This is a genomic window from Bradyrhizobium sp. USDA 4461 (assembly GCF_054055655.1).
The window spans coordinates 52,694-69,533 of sequence record NZ_JBSRXM010000001.1 but is presented as its reverse complement, the minus strand read 5'-3'; the positions used below and the strand labels follow the sequence as shown (position 1 = coordinate 69,533).

Sequence of the window (16,840 nt, the reverse complement as noted above, 5' to 3'; positions counted from 1 at the left end):
ATGTGATAGAATTATAACACAATAAGTTGCAAAAATAACAACATGTCATCATCGTACCAGCGCCTGGCGCGGGTGACGGGAGGAAATTTTGGAATTGTCCGGTTCGATCGCGGCAGAGCCTCGGCCGTCGACGGCGCTTCTGTTGGTCGGTGGCATCAACAAGCGCTTCGGCGGCGTGCGCGCATTGCGCGACGTCAACCTCGAGGTCCGTCCCGGCGAGGTACACGCGCTGCTGGGCGAGAACGGGGCCGGAAAATCCACGCTGATCAAGATCCTCAGCGGGGTTCATGCGGCCGACAGCGGCACGATCGAGATCGCCGGCAAGCCGGTCGCGTTCGACAGCCCGGCACGCTCGCGCGAGGCGGGGATCGCCGTCGTCTATCAGGATCTCAGCCTCGTTGAATCGCTCAGCGTCGCCGACAATCTGTTGCTTGGCCGCGAGCCGCGCGCGCGGTTCGGCTTTGTCCGGAAGCGCGAATTGATGGCCAGGGCAGAAGCGTTCCTGAGCGAGCTCGGCATTCCCCTCGACACCAAAGCTGCGGTCGGCTCGCTGCCGTTCGCCTACCGCCAGATGACCGAGATCGCCAAGGCGTTGATGGGCGAGGTGCGGCTGTTGATCCTCGACGAGCCGACATCCTCGCTGACGTCGGATGAAGTCCGCATCCTGTTCGACGCGATCGGCAAGGCGACACGCCGCGGCATCGGCGTGATCTACGTGACGCATCGCCTCAACGAGGTGTTCGAGATCTCGCAGCGCGTCACGGTGCTGCGCGACGGCGCCAATGCCGGCACCTTCGTCACCGCCGAGACCGACATGAAGCGGCTGGTCAACGCCATCATCGGCACCGATCGATCGGCGCCGGCCACGACGCGCGCCGCGCCCGCTGCCGCACGTGCGTTCGATCCGTCGCCGGTTCTGTCGCTCTCGGGCGTTTCCAATGACCGGCTATCGGCCGTCGACATGTCCGTGATGAAGGGTGAGATCCACGGCCTCGCCGGATTGATCGGCAGCGGACGTACCGAGATTCTGGAGACCATCTTCGGACTCCGGCCGGTCGAGCACGGCACCCTCGAGATCGAGGGCCGGCCGTGGCTGCCGAAGGGAGCGGCCGATGCGATTGATCACGGCGTCGCGCTGGTGCCGGAGGATCGTCACGTGCAGGGCCTGGTGCTGGACCATTCGATCGAACGCAACATCACGCTGCCGCGGATTCCGCACTTCTCGCGCTGGGGCTTCATGCAGCAGCGCGCCGCGACAAGGCGCGCGGAAACGGCGGTCGCCAGGCTTTCGGTGAAGGCGCAGGGCGCCTCCAGCCTGGTCAGGACCTTGTCCGGCGGCAACCAGCAGAAGGTCGTGTTCGGAAAATGGAATGATCCGCGGCCGCGCGTGCTGCTGCTCGACGAACCGACGGTCGGCGTCGACGTCGGCGCGCGCGAGGAGATCTATGGCGTGATCCGCAATGCCGCGCGCGACGGCAGTGGCGTGCTGGTGGTCTCGTCGGATCTCGTCGAGCTGATCGAGCTGTGCGACCGCATCTCCGTGATCGTCGATGGACGCGTCGCGCGCACGCTTCAGCGCGGCGAGATCGATGATGCCGAAGAGCTGCATCATCTGCTGCAGATGTACCAGGCTTCCGGACAAGCCGTATTGCAAGAGCTGCCCGAATGACTGAACTGATCGCACCCAACGTCGTCGCCGCGTCGACCCGATCCGATCGACGCCGCAAGCTGCTGCAGAACCTGCTGCGGGGCGAGCGGCCCTACATGCTGTACATCGCCTTCGTGGTGCTCTTGGTGGTGTTCAGCCTGTCCTCGCCCTGGTTCCTGTCGGTCGACAATTTCCTCAACATCGGCCGCCAGACGACGCTGGTGTCGATCATCGCGGTCGGCATGACCTTCGTGATCATCGCGCGCCAGATCGATCTTTCGGTCGCATCGACATTGGCGCTGTCGGGCATGGCTGCCGCGCTGGCGATGAGCCAGATCAACAACAGCTGGATAGTCGGCGCCGTCGCAGGCCTCGGCACCGGCGCGTTGGTCGGGCTGCTCAACGGCATCCTGACCACGCAGCTTTCGATCCCGTCCTTCCTGGTCACGCTCGGCTCGCTCAGCATGGCGCGGGGGCTGGCGATGATGGTGACCAACACCAAGCCCGTCATCATCACCAACGAGACCTACTTTGCGATCTTCGGCGAAGGATCATTTCTCGGCATTCCGGTGCCGATCGCCTGGACACTGGTGGCGATGATCGTCGGCATCCTGCTGCTGCACTACAACGTGTTCGGCCGCCGCATCTATGCGGTCGGCGGCAATCCGACCGCAGCGCTCTATTCCGGCATCAATACCAAATGGGTAACGACTGCAGCCTTCGTGCTGACCGGCACGCTGGCCGGACTTGCGGCGCTGGTGCTGTCCGCGCGCTCGCATGCCGCGCGGCCCGACGTCGTGCAGGGCATGGAGCTCGACGTCATCGCCGCCGTGATCCTCGGCGGTTGCAGCCTGTTCGGCGGCCGCGGCTACATCCTGGGGACGCTGTTCGGCAGCCTGATCATCGGCACGCTCAATAACGGGCTCGTGCTGCTCGGCGTCAGCTCGCCGCTGCAACTCGTCATCAAGGGAGCGATCATCGTGGCCGCGGTCGCGTTCACGAAGCGGTAGTCAGGAGGAGATGCAGCGCATTGCGTCGCGAGGCCACTGCGTTGCGGCAGTAGGGGCAAGGTCGCCGGCCTCCGGTCAATCGGCGACCACAAAGGGAGGAAAACAATGAAGCCAATCTTGCGACAAACGCTGCCGCTGACCGCGCTGATCGCGGCGACGGCCATTTCGATCGCGCCCTCGGCCCGTGCCGAAGTGCCGGCAAGCTGCGTCAAGGGCGTCGATCTTGCGACGCTTGGACCAAAGTCGATCGTCGGCCAGGGGCCGCACGGCGAGAAGGCCGCTTCGCCCGAAGTGCTGGCGCTGTCGGATGCCGAAGCCGCCAAGATCAAGGAGAAGAACTTCAAGGTCGGCATCTCGATGCAGACCGTCAACCTCGACTGGGCGCAACTGCAGATTCAGGGCATCACCGACACGTTGAAGAAGTACGGCGTGACGGTGACCGGTGTCGCGTCGGCCGAATATCAGGTCGACAAGCAGATCGCCGATATCGAGAACACCATCCAGCAGCATCCGGACGGCATCATCTCGATCCCGGTCGATTTCACCGCGACCGCGCCGACCTACAAGAAGGTCGCCAAGGCCGGTATCAAGCTGGTGCTGATGGACAGCATTCCGACCGGCCTCAAGCATCCCGAGGAATATGCCTCGATGATTTCGGCGGACAATCTGGGTAACGGGCAGATCGCGGCGCAGATCCTGGCGTCCTGCATGGCGCAGGGCGCAACCATCGGTCTCGTCAATTTCGGCGTCGACTATTTCAGCACCAACGAGCGCACCAAGGGCGTTCGCGAGTGGATGCAGAAGAACCGGCCGGACATCAAGATGAAGCAAGTCGACTTCACCGACCCGCCGAAAGTGTCGCAGATCGCGGGCGACTTCCTCACCGGCAATCCCGACGTGAAGGGCGTGTTCGCGGTCTGGGACCAGCCGGCGCTGGATACGTTGAGCTCGATGCGCGCGCAGGGCATCGATATTCCGGTCACGACCGTCGATCTCGGCCTGCAATCGGCGATCGAGATTGCGAAAGGCGGACCGCTGAAGGCGACCGGCTCGCAGCGTCCCTACGATCAGGGCGTCGCGGAGGCGATGGCGATGATGAACGCGCTGCTGGGCAAGGAAACGCCGGCCTGGGTCGGCGTGCAGTCGCTGCCTGTGACGCAGTCCAACGTGCTGGAATCCTACAAGACGGTGTTCAAGAAGGAGCCGCCGCCGGAACTGACCGATGTCTGCAACAAGGCGAAGCCGGCCTGCAACTGATCTTTGGCCAGCGATGCGCGGTGTCGCAACGGCGTGCATCATGGACGAAGCTGACCCGGGCGAGCCAGCCCCCGCCCGGGTCAGAGCGTTTTCGCGCGGACAACCGTTCCGATTCAATCGGAAAGGAAAAGGTTCCGGTGTTGTGTCTCTGGCAGCCTATTCTGTCATTCCGGGGGCGCGACGAAGTCGCGAACCGCAGATGCGCAATCGCGCATCGGGGAATCGAGAGATCGTGGATCGAGATTCCGGGTTCTCGCTTCGCGAGCCCCGGAATGACACCGAGCGAATCACGCTAGCTTGCTGGTCACGTATTCGACCGGAAGGCTGCGGAAATGCTTGCGCATGTCGGATGAGGCCGCGCCGCCGACGATGATCCGCGAGAACGCGGCGATGTCGGAGAAGAATGCCGATTTGAGGCTGCCGAGCTTGCTGGCGTCGATCACCAGGATGCTCTCCATCGCGGTCTCGATGACGGCCTGCTTGACCGCGACCTCGTGAAAATTCGAGCAGCTCGCGCCGCGGGTCCAGTGCACGCCACCGGCGGAGATGAAGGCCTTGTTGATCCCGAGCCGCCGCAGATAGGACAGCCCGTCGTCAGACGCAAAGGACTGCGACGACGGATGGTACAGCCCGCCCATCAGCATCACCTGCGTGGCCGGCCGCCGCGTGACGATCGAGGCCACGTTCATCGAATAGCAGATCACCGAGAGTGGCAGGTCCTCGGGCAGGCAGTCTGCCAGCGACTGCATCGTGGTGCCGCAGTCGATGAAGATCGTATCGCCTTCCCTGATCGAGGCGGCGGCGGCCCGGCAGGCAAGGCGCTTGTCCTGGGTGTGCTGGTCGATCTCCTGCTCGAACGCGTATTTGATGCCGGTCGGCGATGCTGCGTTGACGACATAGCCGCCGAGCAAGGCGAGCGCGGCCTCCGGACCGGCAAGGTCACGCCGCACCGTCATTTCGGAAACCCTGAGGAGCTCGGCGGCGTCCTTCAGATGCAGCGCGCCACTCGATTCAACGGCGCGGCGCAGCCTCTGCAGGCGCTGGACGCGGGTCTCGCTTGGTCGTGCGTTGGGGGTTTCAGCCATTTTGATCGCCGAGCTTGCTTATCCGATTGACAATGATCTTACAATGTTGTGAGTTTATCAACGTCGGTTTGTTACAAAAATAACATCCAGTTCGATGGGCTGAACCGATGCCAGAACGATCCCGTTCCTCGGCAGTCGGCAAACCCAGCGACGAGGTGAGGGGAGGATCACATGTTGCGATCTGCACATTCAGTCTATCTGGCGATCTCGTCGATTCGCTAGCACGCACGGCGCCTCCCATGACGCAGAGCGTCTTCATCCAGAATCCGTCCCCATTGGCCGTGCAGACGCCTGCTCCGGGCGGCGAGCATCCGCATCCGATCCCGCGCAACAGCGGCCGCGCGCTCGAGATGGATTGGGTCGACGACATCAGGATCAATCTGTCGGCCGCCGAGCGGCGCGTCGCCAGCCTGCCCGGCCGGCGGACCGTCAAGAAGGACGCACAGGCCGCGTGGCTGCTCAAGGCGGTCACCTGCATCGACCTGACGACGCTCAATGGCGACGATACGACCGAGCGGGTGAAGCGCCTCTGCGCCAAGGCCAAGGCGCCGGTGCGCGGCGATGTCATCGAGAAGCTCGGCTTTGCCGGCCGTGACCTGCATACCGGCGCGGTCTGCGTCTACCATCGGTTCGTCGCGACGGCGGTCGAGGCGCTCGATGGGTCCGGCATTCCGGTCGCTGCGGTCTCGACCGGATTTCCCGCGGGTCTCGTGCCGCACGATCTGAAGCTGAAGGAGATCGAGGCCTCGGTCCGCGATGGCGCGCAGGAGATCGACATCGTCATCACGCGTGAGCACGTGCTGACTGGCGATTGGCGGGCGCTTTACGCCGAGGTGCGGGATTTCCGCGCCGCCTGCGGCAATGCGCATCTCAAGACGATCCTGGCCACCGGCGATCTCAAGACGTTGCGCAATGTCGCCAAGGCGTCGATGGTCTGCATGATGGCCGGAGCCGACTTCATCAAGACCTCGACCGGCAAGGAAGGCGTCAATGCGACATTGCCGGTGACGCTGGCGATGTTGCGGATGATCCGCGTCTATCAGGAGCGCACCGGCTATAAGATCGGCTTCAAGCCGGCCGGTGGCATTTCGACGGCAAAGGACGTGCTCAACTACCAGTTCCTGATGAAGGAGGAGCTGGGACGCGACTGGCTCGAGCCGGACCTGTTCCGCATCGGCGCCTCCAGCCTGCTTGCCGACATCGAGCGGCAGCTCGAGCATCACGTGACCGGCCACTACTCGGCTTTCAACCGCCACCCCGTGGGATGAGATGAGCGTCGCAAACTATTTCGAGACCATGGAGTATGGCCCCGCGCCCGAGGCGGACGGCGAGGCACGCGCCTGGCTGGCGCGGCACGGCGCCACGTTCGGGCATTTCATCTCCGGTAAGTTTGTCGCGCCGCATGCCGGCAAGCACCTCACGACGAGCGAGCCCGCCACCGGCAAGACGCTGGCGCGCATCGCGCAGGGCGCTGCCGCCGATGTCGAGGCCGCGGTCAGCGCCGCGCGTACCGCGCAGACCGCGTGGGCCAAGCTTGGCGGTCACGGCCGCGCGCGTCATCTCTATGCACTGGCGCGCATGCTGCAGCGTCACGCCCGGCTGTTCGCCGTGCTGGAGGCGATCGACAACGGCAAGCCGATCCGGGAAACCCGCGATCTCGACGTGCCGCTCGCCGCGCGCCATTTCTATTATCACGCCGGCTGGGCGCAGTTGCAGGACCGCGAATTCGCCGATCAGGTGCCGATTGGCGTGATCGGGCAGATCATCCCGTGGAATTTTCCGCTGCTGATGCTGGCCTGGAAGATCGCGCCCGCGCTCGCCGCAGGCAACACGGTGGTGCTGAAGCCGGCCGAGTTCACCACGCTCACCGCGCTGCTGTTCGCCGAACTCTCCGCCGAGGCCGGCCTGCCGCCGGGCGTGCTGAATGTCGTGACCGGCGATGGCGCGACTGGTGCGTTGCTGGTCGAAAGTCCCGGTGTCGACAAGATCGCCTTCACCGGCTCGACCGAGGTCGGTCGGCTGATCCGCCAGGCGACGGCGGGCACCGGAAAATCGCTGACGCTGGAGCTCGGCGGCAAATCGCCGTTCATCGTGTTCGATGATGCCGATATCGATGGCGCGGTAGAAGGCGTGGTCGATGCGATCTGGTTCAACCAGGGCCAGGTCTGCTGCGCCGGCTCTCGGCTGCTGTTGCAGGAAGGCATTGCGGAAACCTTCCGCCGGCGGCTGATCCGCCGCATGGAGACGCTGCGCGTCGGCATGCCGCTCGACAAGGCGATCGACATGGGCGCGGTGGTCGCCCCCGTGCAACTCGAGCGGATCACGGCGCTGGTCGAGACCGGGGTGAAGGAGGGTGCGGAGAAATACCAGGCGCCCGGCGCGATCCCGGCGGAAGGATGCTTCTATCCGCCGACTTTGCTCTGGAACGTGCATCCGTCCTCGACGGTTGCGACCGAGGAGATTTTCGGCCCCGTGCTGGTGGCGATGACGTTCCGCACGCCCGACGAAGCTGTCATGCTTGCCAACAACACGCGCTACGGCCTTGCTGCCAGCGTGTGGAGCGAGACGATCGGGCTTGCGCTCGACATCGCGCCGAAACTCCTGGCCGGTGTGGTCTGGGTCAACGCCACCAACCTGTTCGATGCCAGCGTCGGCTTCGGCGGCTATCGCGAGTCCGGCTTCGGGCGCGAGGGCGGCCGCGAAGGCATGGTTGAATACCTCAAGCCGAAGGCCTGGAGCGGGCGCAAGGCGCGGGCCAAGGCATCGCCTCTGCCTGCGGCGGAAGGTGTCCGCAGCGGCTTCGATGTGCCGCCGATCGATCGAACCGCAAAGCTATTTGTCGGCGGCAAGCAGGTGCGTCCGGACGGCAATTATTCGCGCGCGGTGCTCTCGCCGAAGGGCCGGCGGCTCGGCGAGGCGGGCGAGGGCAATCGCAAGGACATCCGCAACGCGGTGGCCGCGGCCCGTTCCGCCGAGTCGTGGGCGCGGGCGACGGCGCATAATCGCGCCCAGATCCTCTATTATCTTGCCGAAAATCTCTCCGCGCGCGGCGACGAGTTCGCCCGGCGTATCGCCGACATGACCGGCGTGTCGGGTGCAAAGGCGCGCACGGAAGTCGATGCCAGCATCGAGCGGCTGTTCAGCTATGGCGCCTGGGCCGACAAGTTCGAAGGATCGATCCACGCGCCGCCGCTGCGCGGCTTGGCGCTCGCGATGCACGAGCCGATTGGGGTGGTCGGCGTCGCCTGTCCCGACGAGGCACCGCTGCTCGCCTTCGTCAGCCTGGTCGCGCCGCTGGTTGCGATGGGCAACCGGGTCGTCGCGGTGCCGAGCGAGCGGCATCCGCTTGCCGCGACCGACTTCTATCAGGTGCTCGAGACATCTGATGTGCCGGGCGGTGTGGTCAACATCGTCACGGGTGACCGCAACGAACTGGTCAAGGTGCTTGCCGAGCATGACGATGTCGACGCGCTCTGGGCGTTCGGATCGCAGGAGGCTTCGACGGCAGCGGAGCGGCTGTCGATCGGCAATCTCAAGCGCACGCTGGTCGACCATGGTCTCGCGCTCGACTGGTACGACAAGGCAGCGAGCGAGGGCCCGATCCTGCTCCGCCATGCGGTGCAGGTGAAGAACATCTGGATTCCGTATGGGGACTAAAAAAGTCACTTAGCGGTGATACCGGTAGAGATCCGAACCGGCAGAGTCCGGTGATTTTTGAAGACAAGGGAGGACGCAACATGCTCAAGGGCATCAATCCGCTGCTCAATGCCGACGTGCTCTATGCCCTGCGAGCGATGGGGCACGGCGATCGCCTGGTGGTGTGCGACACGAATTTTCCGGCCGACTCGATTGCTCGGCAGACCGTGTTCGGCGAGCTGCTGCGCATCGACAATGTGAGTGCCGCCAGGGCGGTCGAGGCCGTGCTCTCGGTGATGCCGCTCGACACCTTCGTCGACGATGCCGCGATCCGCATGGAGATCGTCGGCCAGCCGCAAGAGGTCCCGCCCGTGCAGCACGAGGTGCAGGCCGCGATCGATCGCGCCGAGGGACGGTCCTGGCCGCTGGTCGGCGTCGAGCGCCATGCGTTCTACGAGAAGGCCAAGACGGCCTATTGCGTGATCGCGACCGGCGAGCGGCGCTTCTACGGCTGCTTCCTGTTCAGCAAGGGCGTCATCGCGCCGGACGTGGAGTGACGACATGAGCAGGAATGGCGTCGCCGTCCTCGGCGTGTTCGTCGTCGATCTGGCGTTCCGCGCCGGCAACATGCCGGCGATCGGCGAGACCATCGCCGGATCTGGATTCGCGATGGGGCCCGGCGGCAAGGGCTCCAACCAGGCCGTCGCGGCCGCGCGCGCCGGCGCCAGCGTGAGTTTCATCTCGCGGATCGGCAGCGATGCCTTCGGCGAGCTTGCGATCAAGACCTGGGAGACCGAGGGCATCCGGCCGCGCGTGGCCAGGACGGCGGAGGCGCCGACCGGCGCGGCGTTCATCTATGTCCACGAGACGCGCGGCGACAACGCGATCATCGTGGTGCCGGGCGCCGCGGGGGGGATCAGCCCGGCCGATATCGACGCCGCAGCGGATGCGATTCGCGACTCCAGGGTGTTCGTGACCCAGCTCGAGCAGCCGGTCGATGCGGCGTGGCGCGGGCTCGAGATCGCGCGCGCCGCCGGCAGCATCACGGTGTTCAATCCGGCACCGGCAATCAAGTTCGACACCGGCTTGTTTGCGCTCTGCGACTACGTCGTCCCCAACGAGACCGAGGCCGAAGCGCTGACCGGGATCGCGGTGGGCGATCTCGCCGGTGCCCGTCGCGCCGGCGATGCCCTGCTGGCGAAAGGCGCCGGCACCGCTTTGATCACGCTCGGCGAGCGCGGCGCGTTGTTTCATGCGCGGGATCGCTCGCTGCACGTGCCGCCGTTCGCGGCCGGCAAGGTGGTGGAGACCGCCGGCGCGGGCGATGCATTCGTCGGCGGCTTTGCCGCAGCGCTTGCAGCCGGCGCCGATCCGCTGGAGGCGGCGCGGTTCGGTTCGGCCACGGCCGGAATCTCGGTGACCCGACCTGGCACCGCGCCCGCGATGCCGCAGCGCGCGGAGATCGACGCGCTGCTGAAGGGATGATCGCGCGATGATGCGGAACGATCCGATCAAGCATGTCTTCATCTGGCCGGCGGTGCTCGTCGTGCTGGCGATCTCGATCTTTCCGCTGATCTATTCGCTGACCACGAGCTTCCTCAGCTATCGCCTGATTCCGCCGATCCCGCCGCGCGTCGTCTGGCTCGGCAATTATGCCACGCTGTTGCAGGAGCCGCGGTTCTGGAGTGCGCTGTTCACCACAACGCTGATCGCCTTCATCGCGGTCGGGCTGCAATATGCGATCGGGTTCGGCGTCGCGCTGGCGCTGAACGCGCGGGTGCCGGGCGAGCGGCTGTTTCGCGTCGCCCTGCTGCTGCCGATGTTGCTGGCCCCGGTCGCGGTCGCCCTGGTGGCGCGCATGATCTTCAACCCGACGATGGGGCCGCTCAACCAGTTCCTGTCGAAGTTCGGGCTGGCCAATCTGCCGTTCCTCACCAACGGCCATTGGGCGCTCGCCTGCATCATCGCGGTCGAGGTCTGGCAGTGGACCCCATTCATCATCCTGATGATGCTGGCCGGCCTGCAAACCCTTCCCGAAGATGTCTATGAGGCCGCCGAGCTCGAGAATGCCAGCGCCTGGCAGCAGTTCTGGGGCATCACCTTTCCGATGATGCTGCCGATCTCGGCCGCAGTCGTCTTCATCCGCCTGATCGAGAGCTACAAGATCATGGACACGGTGTTCGTGATGACCGGCGGCGGACCGGGCGTCGACACCGAGACGCTGACCTTGTTCGCCTATCAGGAAGGCTTCAAGAAGTTCAATCTCGGCTACACGTCGGCTCTCAGCTTCCTGTTCCTGATCGCGATCACAATCATCGGCGTCACCTATCTGGCGCTGCTGCGGCCGCATCTGGAGAAGCGCCGATGAGCGGACAGGGCCTGACCGGATTGTCGCCATGGAGCCGCCGCCTGGTCGCGGTCGGTGTTCTCCTCTGGTGCCTGATCACGGTGTTTCCGCTGTATTGGGTGGTGGTGACCGCGTTCAAGACGCCGCCGGGCGTCGTCGGCGGGCCGACTTACATTCCGTTCGTCGACTTCACGCCAACCTTGCAGCCCTTCATCGATCTCTACCAGGGGATCCGCGGCGAGTTCTTCCGGACCTTCCTGAACTCGACTATTGTCGGCCTGTCGGCGGCGGCGATCGCCACCGCGATCGGCGCGATGGCGGCCTATGCACTGGTGCGGTTCGAGTTCAAGGTCCGGCTTGGTGCGGGCCTGGTGTTCTTCCTGCTCGCGCTCGGCGGCTATCTGCTGTTCAACGCGACGTTGGGGTTGACCCGGCCGCAGGCGCTGCTGCTCGCCTTTCCGATCGCGCTGATCGCGGCTGTGATCGCCAATCGCCTGCCGCTGCCCGGGCCGATCCTCGGCAATGAGGACATCCTGTTCTGGTTCGTCAGCCAGCGCATGTTTCCGCCGATCGTCACCGCGTTCGCGCTCTATCTGCTCTACAGCGAGATCGGCCGGCTCGGCTTTCAGCTGATCGACAGCTTCGTCGGCTTGACGCTGTGCTACGTCGCGTTCTCGCTGCCGATCGTGGTCTGGCTGATGCGCGACTTCTTCGAGGCAATCCCGATCGAGGTCGAGGAGGCCGCGATGGTCGACAACGTGCCGAGCTGGCGCATCTTCATCGGCATCGTGGTGCCGATGTCGATGAACGGCCTGCTGGCGACGTTCATGATCACGCTGGCCTTCGTCTGGAACGAGTTTCTGTTCGCGCTGTTCCTGACCAATTCCAGATGGCAGACGCTGCCGATCCTGGTGGCGGGACAGAACAGCCAGCGCGGCGACGAATGGTGGGCGATCTCGGCGGCGGCGCTCGTCGCCATCGTCCCCATGATGATCATGGCGGGCCTGCTCAGCCGCATGATGCGGTCGGGCCTGCTGCTCGGGGCCATCAAATAGCAAAAGCGTATGTAGGGAGGACTAGACGATGTTACGACGGACGTTCCTGATGTTGACCACCTCGCTCGCGATCGCGGGCGCTGCGAGCCAGGCCAGTGCGGCGTGTAGCCCGGATTACACCGGCGTCACCCTGACGGTAGCGTCGCAGACCGGACCGTATATCGCGTCCGCGCTCAAGCTCGGCGCCGACGAATGGGCCAAGAAGACCTGCGGCAAGGTCAATGTGGTCGAGTTTCCCTGGTCCGAGCTCTATCCGAAGATCGCGACCTCGCTGACCGCATCGGACGCGACGTTCGACCTCGTCAGCTTCGCGCCGGCCTGGCTGCCGGACTTCGTGCCCTATCTCAGCGAGATGCCGAAGGAGATGCAGTCCGGCAAGGACTGGGACGACATCGAGCCGGCCTATCGCGAACGCCTGATGGTGTGGGAAGGCAAGATCTACTCGCAATCGATGGACGGCGACGTCCACACCTATACCTACCGCACCGACCTGTTCAGCGATCCCAAGGAGAAGGACGCGTTCAAGGCCAAGTACGGCTACGACCTCGCGCCGCCGAAGACCTGGAAGCAGTATCTCGATATCGCGGAGTTCTTCCAGCGGCCCGACAAGGGCCTCTGGGGCACGGCGGAAGCCTTCCGTCGCGGCGGTCAGCAGTTCTGGTTCTTCTTCAGCCACGCCGCGGCCTACACCAACAATCCGAACTATCCGGGTGCGATGTTCTTCGACCCCGAGACGATGGACGCGCAGATCAACAACCCGGGCTGGGTGAAGGGCCTCGAGGAATATATCCGCGCGTCGAAGCTCGGGCCGCCGAACGCGCTGAACTTCTCGTTCGGCGAGGTCAACGCCGCGGTCGCCGGCGGCCAGGTGGCGGAATCGATCGGCTGGGGTGACACCGGCGTCATCGCCGCCGACCCGAAGCAGTCGAAGATATCGGGCAAGGTCGGCTCGGCGATGCTGCCCGGTTCGGACGAGATCTGGAACGCGAAGACCAAAAAGTGGGACAAGTTCCCGAGCGTGCTGCCGGGCCCGTTCATGGCATTCGGTGGCTGGCAGATCGCGGTGCCGAAGGCCGGCAAGAACCAGCAGGCGGCGTGGGACTTCGTCAAGACGCTGACCAGTCCCGACGTGTCGGGGCAGGCGGCGATCACCGGCGGCAGCGGCGTCAATCCCTATCGCAAATCGCACACCGCCAATCTGCAACTGTGGAGCAAGATCTTCACGCCGGAAGAGGCCAAGGAATATCTCGGCGCGCAATCGGACTCCATCAACGCCAAGAACGTCGCGCTCGACATGCGTCTGCCCGGCTACTTCTCCTACACCGAGGTGGTGGAGATCGAGCTCGGCAAGGCGCTGGCCGGCCAGACCACGCCGCAGGCGGCGCTCGACGCGATGGCCAAGGAGTGGAACCGGCTGACCGACGAGTTCGGCCGGGCCAAGCAGCTCGCGGCCTATCGCGCGGCGATGGGCCTGCCGCCCAAGAACTAGCTTTCAACCGAGACATCCCGGATGATGCGCAAGTGTCATCCGGGACTTTATCTGCCGTCGACGAAGGGACGGAAAAGGATTCCATGGCGCACGTCGAGATCGAGAACGTCAGCAAGGCATACGGGCCCTACAAGATCATCGAAGGGCTCGACCTCAACGTGGCCGACGAGGAGTTTGTCGTGCTGGTCGGTCCGTCCGGCTGCGGCAAGACCACGACATTGCGCATGATCGCGGGACTGGAGGCCGTCACCGGCGGCACCATCCGCATCGGCAACCGCGATGTGACGCAGCTGCGGCCGGGCTTGCGCAATTGCGCGATGGTGTTCCAGAACTACGCGCTCTATCCGCATATGACGGTCGGCGAGAACATCGGCTACGGCATGAAGGTGCGCGGTGAATCGCGCGTCAGCATCGAGAAGGCCGTCAACGACGTGGCGCGCGTGCTTGACCTCGAGCAATATCTGCAGCGCAGGCCCAAGCAGTTGTCCGGCGGCCAGCGCCAGCGCGTGGCGATCGGCCGCGCCATCGTACGCAGCCCGGATGTCTTCCTGTTCGACGAGCCTTTGTCCAATCTCGACGCCAAGCTGCGCATCGAGATGCGGACCGAGATCAAGGCGCTGCACCGCCGCCTCGCCAAGACCATCGTCTATGTCACGCACGACCAAGTCGAAGCCATGACGATGGCGGACCGCGTCGTGGTGATGAACAAGGGCCGGATCGAGCAGGCGGCCGATCCGATCACGATCTACGAGAAGCCGAGCAATCTCTTTGTCGCGGGCTTCATGGGCGCGCCCAGCATGAACTTCATTCATGGCGAGATTGTCGCCCGCGACGGCGCGCTCACCTTCACCGAGCCGTCGGGTACGGCGTTGCGATTTCCGAAGTCGCGTGAGGCGGCCTATGCCGGCAGCGTCGGCAAGCCGGTGGTGCTCGGCGTGCGGCCCGATCATGTGTTGCGCGAAGGCGCCCCGGCGGGCTCGTCCATCCGCATCCTTGTGAAGGACGTGGAGCCGCTCGGGCCGCACACGCTGGTGATCGGGACGGTCGGCGCGTTCGCGTTCACGGCGCAAATGCCGGTCGGCGTCGCCGCCGCGCCGGATCATGCGATCGACGTCGCGCTCGATCTCGAGCGAACGCATTTGTTCGACAAGGCGTCGGGGATGGCGATTTGCTGATCGGCCTGCCCGCTCAACGGCTCCGGGTGAGGGCTCTTGCTCCCTCGATAGACCATAACCCTCACCCGATTTGCTGCGCAAATCGACCTTTCCCAAGGGAGAGGTGAACTTTCGATGCCGTTGCAGCTCAACCTAATCTCATCATGCGCTAGCTGCTGAACCCTCGCACGCGCCGGACGGTATCGGACGGATATAGGCCGAAAGCCGAGCGGTACACCGCTGCGAAACGGCCCATATGGGTAAAGCCCCACTTCAGGGCGACTTCGCTGACCGGAAGCATGTTCTCCGGTCGCGACAGCTCATCGTGGATTGCCTCGAGGCGAATTTGCCGCAGGTAGGCGACCGGCGTCGTGTCGTGGATCTTGCGGAAACCCAGTTGCAGCAGCCGGCTGCTGACGCCGACCGTCGCGGCAATGTCAGATACCGTCAGCGGCAGATGAGGATTGGCGCGCATATATTCGACCGCCTGCCGGATGTAGCGCGGCGGCGTGTCCAGCGGGTGGCGGTTCAGGCGGTCGGTCAGCCGGTGGGGAACATTCTCGAGGATCAGCTGTATCGCAGCCTCGGACAGCAGCGCGCTGGCCTTCGGGGAGCGCGCCAGGGTTCCGTCGTACAAACCGGTCGCGCTCGTGCGAACCAGTTGAAGAAGCGTTTGCCCGGCTCCGGTGGACACGTCGACGATCGGCGTCAAATTGAGATCTTCGAGCGCTGCGCTCCCGAAAGTCGCAGACAGCACCTTTGTGACGATGCCCGTATGCAGCGTCAGCGTGACGCTTGAGTATCTTCGGTCGACTACTTCGACGCGCTGCGCCTGCATCGTCGGGAGGGGGACGATGGCGATCTCGGACGGGGTTCGCTCGATGCTCTTTCCTGCAATCAGCGTCTCGGCCTTGCCGACATTCAACAGGCCTATTGCGAGCTCTCCGGCGGAGTCCTCGTAGGAGTAGCGCCAATCCCAGCCTGCGGAAAGGTCCGCCCGCACGACGTCGATTTCCGCTCCAATTGCGATATCGGCATGCCAGCGAAACGATTCGTCAGACTGCGGCGAGGAGTGGGCACTGATCCCGTGCGGTCTGAGCATTTCGAGGAGATCTTCAAACGAAGACCCCGATCGTGTGGGGGGTGCAGCGAGTACGTCTTCGACCATTAATCCCAACCAGTTGCTGTGCGCGACATGACCCGATCCATCCGGACCGCGGTCCATCATTCAGGACGCCTGCCACACGCACAACCCGCACGATCACAATAGCACAGCCTTGGGGAATACAGCTCGCGTTCTCTTTTTCTTCTCCCTCAATATCCAATTGCCGAACGGAATATCCAGCACGCGAACATCGAGCCGCGAAAGGTAAGATTTGATCCAATTCCTCGCCTCGATTGACGGCGATGCCGCACCGACCATCGCCCGCCGCGCCTTCGCTGCGGTGCTGATGTTCTGAAGCTCCAGCGAGCGTGACGTGTGAGTGATCACTAGCCGAAATCCGAACGCGCCCATCCGGAATGCGATGGCATCCATGGACTCGTAGCCCATTTGGCCTACATCGTCCCGACCAACTCAAACGGGTTATGAAAGCATGCTTACAAGGATTACTTGCGTATTCGCGCTTACGGTTGTTTCGTCCATACCTGCGCTGGCCGATAGCTGCGCAGATCACGTCCAGAGCACCGGCGTTCCGATGGTATCGGGCATGACGCACAAGACCTGGATGACCTTCCCGTCGGTCAATCCCGGTGTCGCCCTCGACAAGGTGTCGCGCGCCGTTCTGGCGGAGGGCTTTGTCGGTGTGAACGTCGACAAGAAGCTCGGCACGGTGACCACCCAGCAGGAGACCACCGGATCCGGCCGGCCCCAAACCTTGCAAGTCGTCGTCCGCAAGGACGGCAAAGGCAGCCGCGTCGATGCGAGCTTCATCTTGCCGCCGGGACAGCTAGCTCCAGGCGTCGGCGATAATCTCTGCCGCGTCGTGAACGCAGCCGGCCAGTGAACTCCGCCCATCCGTGAAGCTAGGCTGACGCGCGAATCGTAACCGGCCGCGCGTGCAAGGGTGTCGTCCGGTCCCGCACCGGACGAACCATCCATGTTGAGGGAATTGGGACGCCGGTGCCGGCCTGCGCCCACAGCAATGAAGCAGGAGATA

General features: G+C 64.4%; 15 protein-coding genes. 12 read left to right on the top strand and 3 right to left on the bottom strand.

The window, feature by feature from the left end; genetic code table 11:
* Nucleotides 1-94 precede the first annotated feature (94 nt).
* The 3 genes from ACVINW_RS00315 to ACVINW_RS00305 all read left to right on the top strand — a co-directional run bounded on the left by ACVINW_RS00315 (nucleotide 95) and on the right by ACVINW_RS00305 (nucleotide 3,915).
* On the top strand, nucleotides 95-1,669 hold the full coding sequence (locus ACVINW_RS00315; RefSeq protein WP_456749479.1) for a sugar ABC transporter ATP-binding protein: 1,575 nt from the start codon (nucleotides 95-97) through the stop codon (nucleotides 1,667-1,669).
* Nucleotides 1,666-2,658, top strand: a complete 993-nt coding sequence (locus tag ACVINW_RS00310; protein ID WP_212022824.1) for an ABC transporter permease — start codon at nucleotides 1,666-1,668, stop codon at nucleotides 2,656-2,658. The genes ACVINW_RS00315 and ACVINW_RS00310 overlap by 4 nt, the downstream gene beginning before the upstream one ends.
* A 105-nt stretch (nucleotides 2,659-2,763) precedes the next feature.
* Complete coding sequence (locus ACVINW_RS00305; protein WP_456749478.1) at nucleotides 2,764-3,915, top strand: substrate-binding domain-containing protein; 1,152 nt, start codon at nucleotides 2,764-2,766, stop codon at nucleotides 3,913-3,915.
* A 287-nt stretch (nucleotides 3,916-4,202) separates the two neighbouring features.
* Here ACVINW_RS00305 and ACVINW_RS00300 read toward each other — a convergent pair whose 3' ends face one another.
* Nucleotides 4,203-5,000, bottom strand: a complete 798-nt coding sequence (locus ACVINW_RS00300) for a DeoR/GlpR family DNA-binding transcription regulator (protein ID WP_456749477.1) — start codon at nucleotides 4,998-5,000, stop codon at nucleotides 4,203-4,205.
* A 350-nt stretch (nucleotides 5,001-5,350) separates the two neighbouring features.
* On the opposite strand from ACVINW_RS00300, the gene deoC reads away from it, so the two are divergent.
* From deoC to ACVINW_RS00260, 8 genes are all read left to right on the top strand, one after another.
* Nucleotides 5,351-6,268, top strand: coding sequence for a deoxyribose-phosphate aldolase (gene deoC / locus ACVINW_RS00295; protein ID WP_456756260.1), 918 nt, complete (start codon nucleotides 5,351-5,353; stop codon nucleotides 6,266-6,268).
* A 1-nt stretch (nucleotide 6,269) separates the two neighbouring features.
* Entirely contained in the window at nucleotides 6,270-8,657 is a 2,388-nt protein-coding gene (locus ACVINW_RS00290) for an aldehyde dehydrogenase family protein (RefSeq protein WP_456749476.1), read from the top strand.
* 80 nt (nucleotides 8,658-8,737) lie between these two features.
* Nucleotides 8,738-9,193, top strand: coding sequence for an RbsD/FucU family protein (locus ACVINW_RS00285; protein WP_456749475.1), 456 nt, complete (start codon nucleotides 8,738-8,740; stop codon nucleotides 9,191-9,193).
* Nucleotides 9,194-9,197: 4 nt separating this feature from the next.
* Entirely contained in the window at nucleotides 9,198-10,121 is a 924-nt protein-coding gene (locus ACVINW_RS00280; protein ID WP_456749474.1) for a ribokinase, read from the top strand.
* 7 nt (nucleotides 10,122-10,128) lie between these two features.
* Nucleotides 10,129-11,004 (top strand): carbohydrate ABC transporter permease, encoded by an 876-nt coding sequence (locus tag ACVINW_RS00275; protein ID WP_456749473.1) that lies wholly within the window; start codon nucleotides 10,129-10,131, stop codon nucleotides 11,002-11,004.
* A complete protein-coding gene (locus ACVINW_RS00270; RefSeq protein WP_456749472.1) occupies nucleotides 11,001-12,038 on the top strand; it encodes a carbohydrate ABC transporter permease in 1,038 nt (345 codons plus the stop codon). The genes ACVINW_RS00275 and ACVINW_RS00270 overlap by 4 nt, the downstream gene beginning before the upstream one ends.
* A gap of 49 nt (nucleotides 12,039-12,087) precedes the next feature.
* A complete protein-coding gene (locus tag ACVINW_RS00265) occupies nucleotides 12,088-13,527 on the top strand; it encodes an extracellular solute-binding protein (RefSeq protein WP_456756259.1) in 1,440 nt (479 codons plus the stop codon).
* 83 nt (nucleotides 13,528-13,610) lie between these two features.
* The gene (locus ACVINW_RS00260; RefSeq protein ID WP_456749471.1) at nucleotides 13,611-14,702 is read left to right on the top strand and encodes an ABC transporter ATP-binding protein; all 1,092 of its coding nucleotides are present in this window, start codon (nucleotides 13,611-13,613) and stop codon (nucleotides 14,700-14,702) included.
* Between the two features lie 148 nt (nucleotides 14,703-14,850).
* Here ACVINW_RS00260 and ACVINW_RS00255 read toward each other — a convergent pair whose 3' ends face one another.
* Together ACVINW_RS00255 and ACVINW_RS00250 are read right to left on the bottom strand one after the other, a co-directional pair.
* A complete protein-coding gene (locus ACVINW_RS00255) occupies nucleotides 14,851-15,909 on the bottom strand; it encodes a helix-turn-helix transcriptional regulator (RefSeq protein WP_456749470.1) in 1,059 nt (352 codons plus the stop codon).
* 33 nt (nucleotides 15,910-15,942) lie between these two features.
* Nucleotides 15,943-16,233: a hypothetical protein gene (locus ACVINW_RS00250; protein ID WP_456749469.1), complete on the bottom strand. Its 291-nt coding sequence runs from the start codon at nucleotides 16,231-16,233 to the stop codon at nucleotides 15,943-15,945.
* Between the two features lie 157 nt (nucleotides 16,234-16,390).
* Here ACVINW_RS00250 and ACVINW_RS00245 point away from each other — a divergent pair, with 157 nt between their 5' ends.
* The gene (locus ACVINW_RS00245; protein WP_456749468.1) at nucleotides 16,391-16,687 is read left to right on the top strand and encodes a hypothetical protein; all 297 of its coding nucleotides are present in this window, start codon (nucleotides 16,391-16,393) and stop codon (nucleotides 16,685-16,687) included.
* The last annotated feature ends 153 nt before the right edge of the window (nucleotides 16,688-16,840 follow it).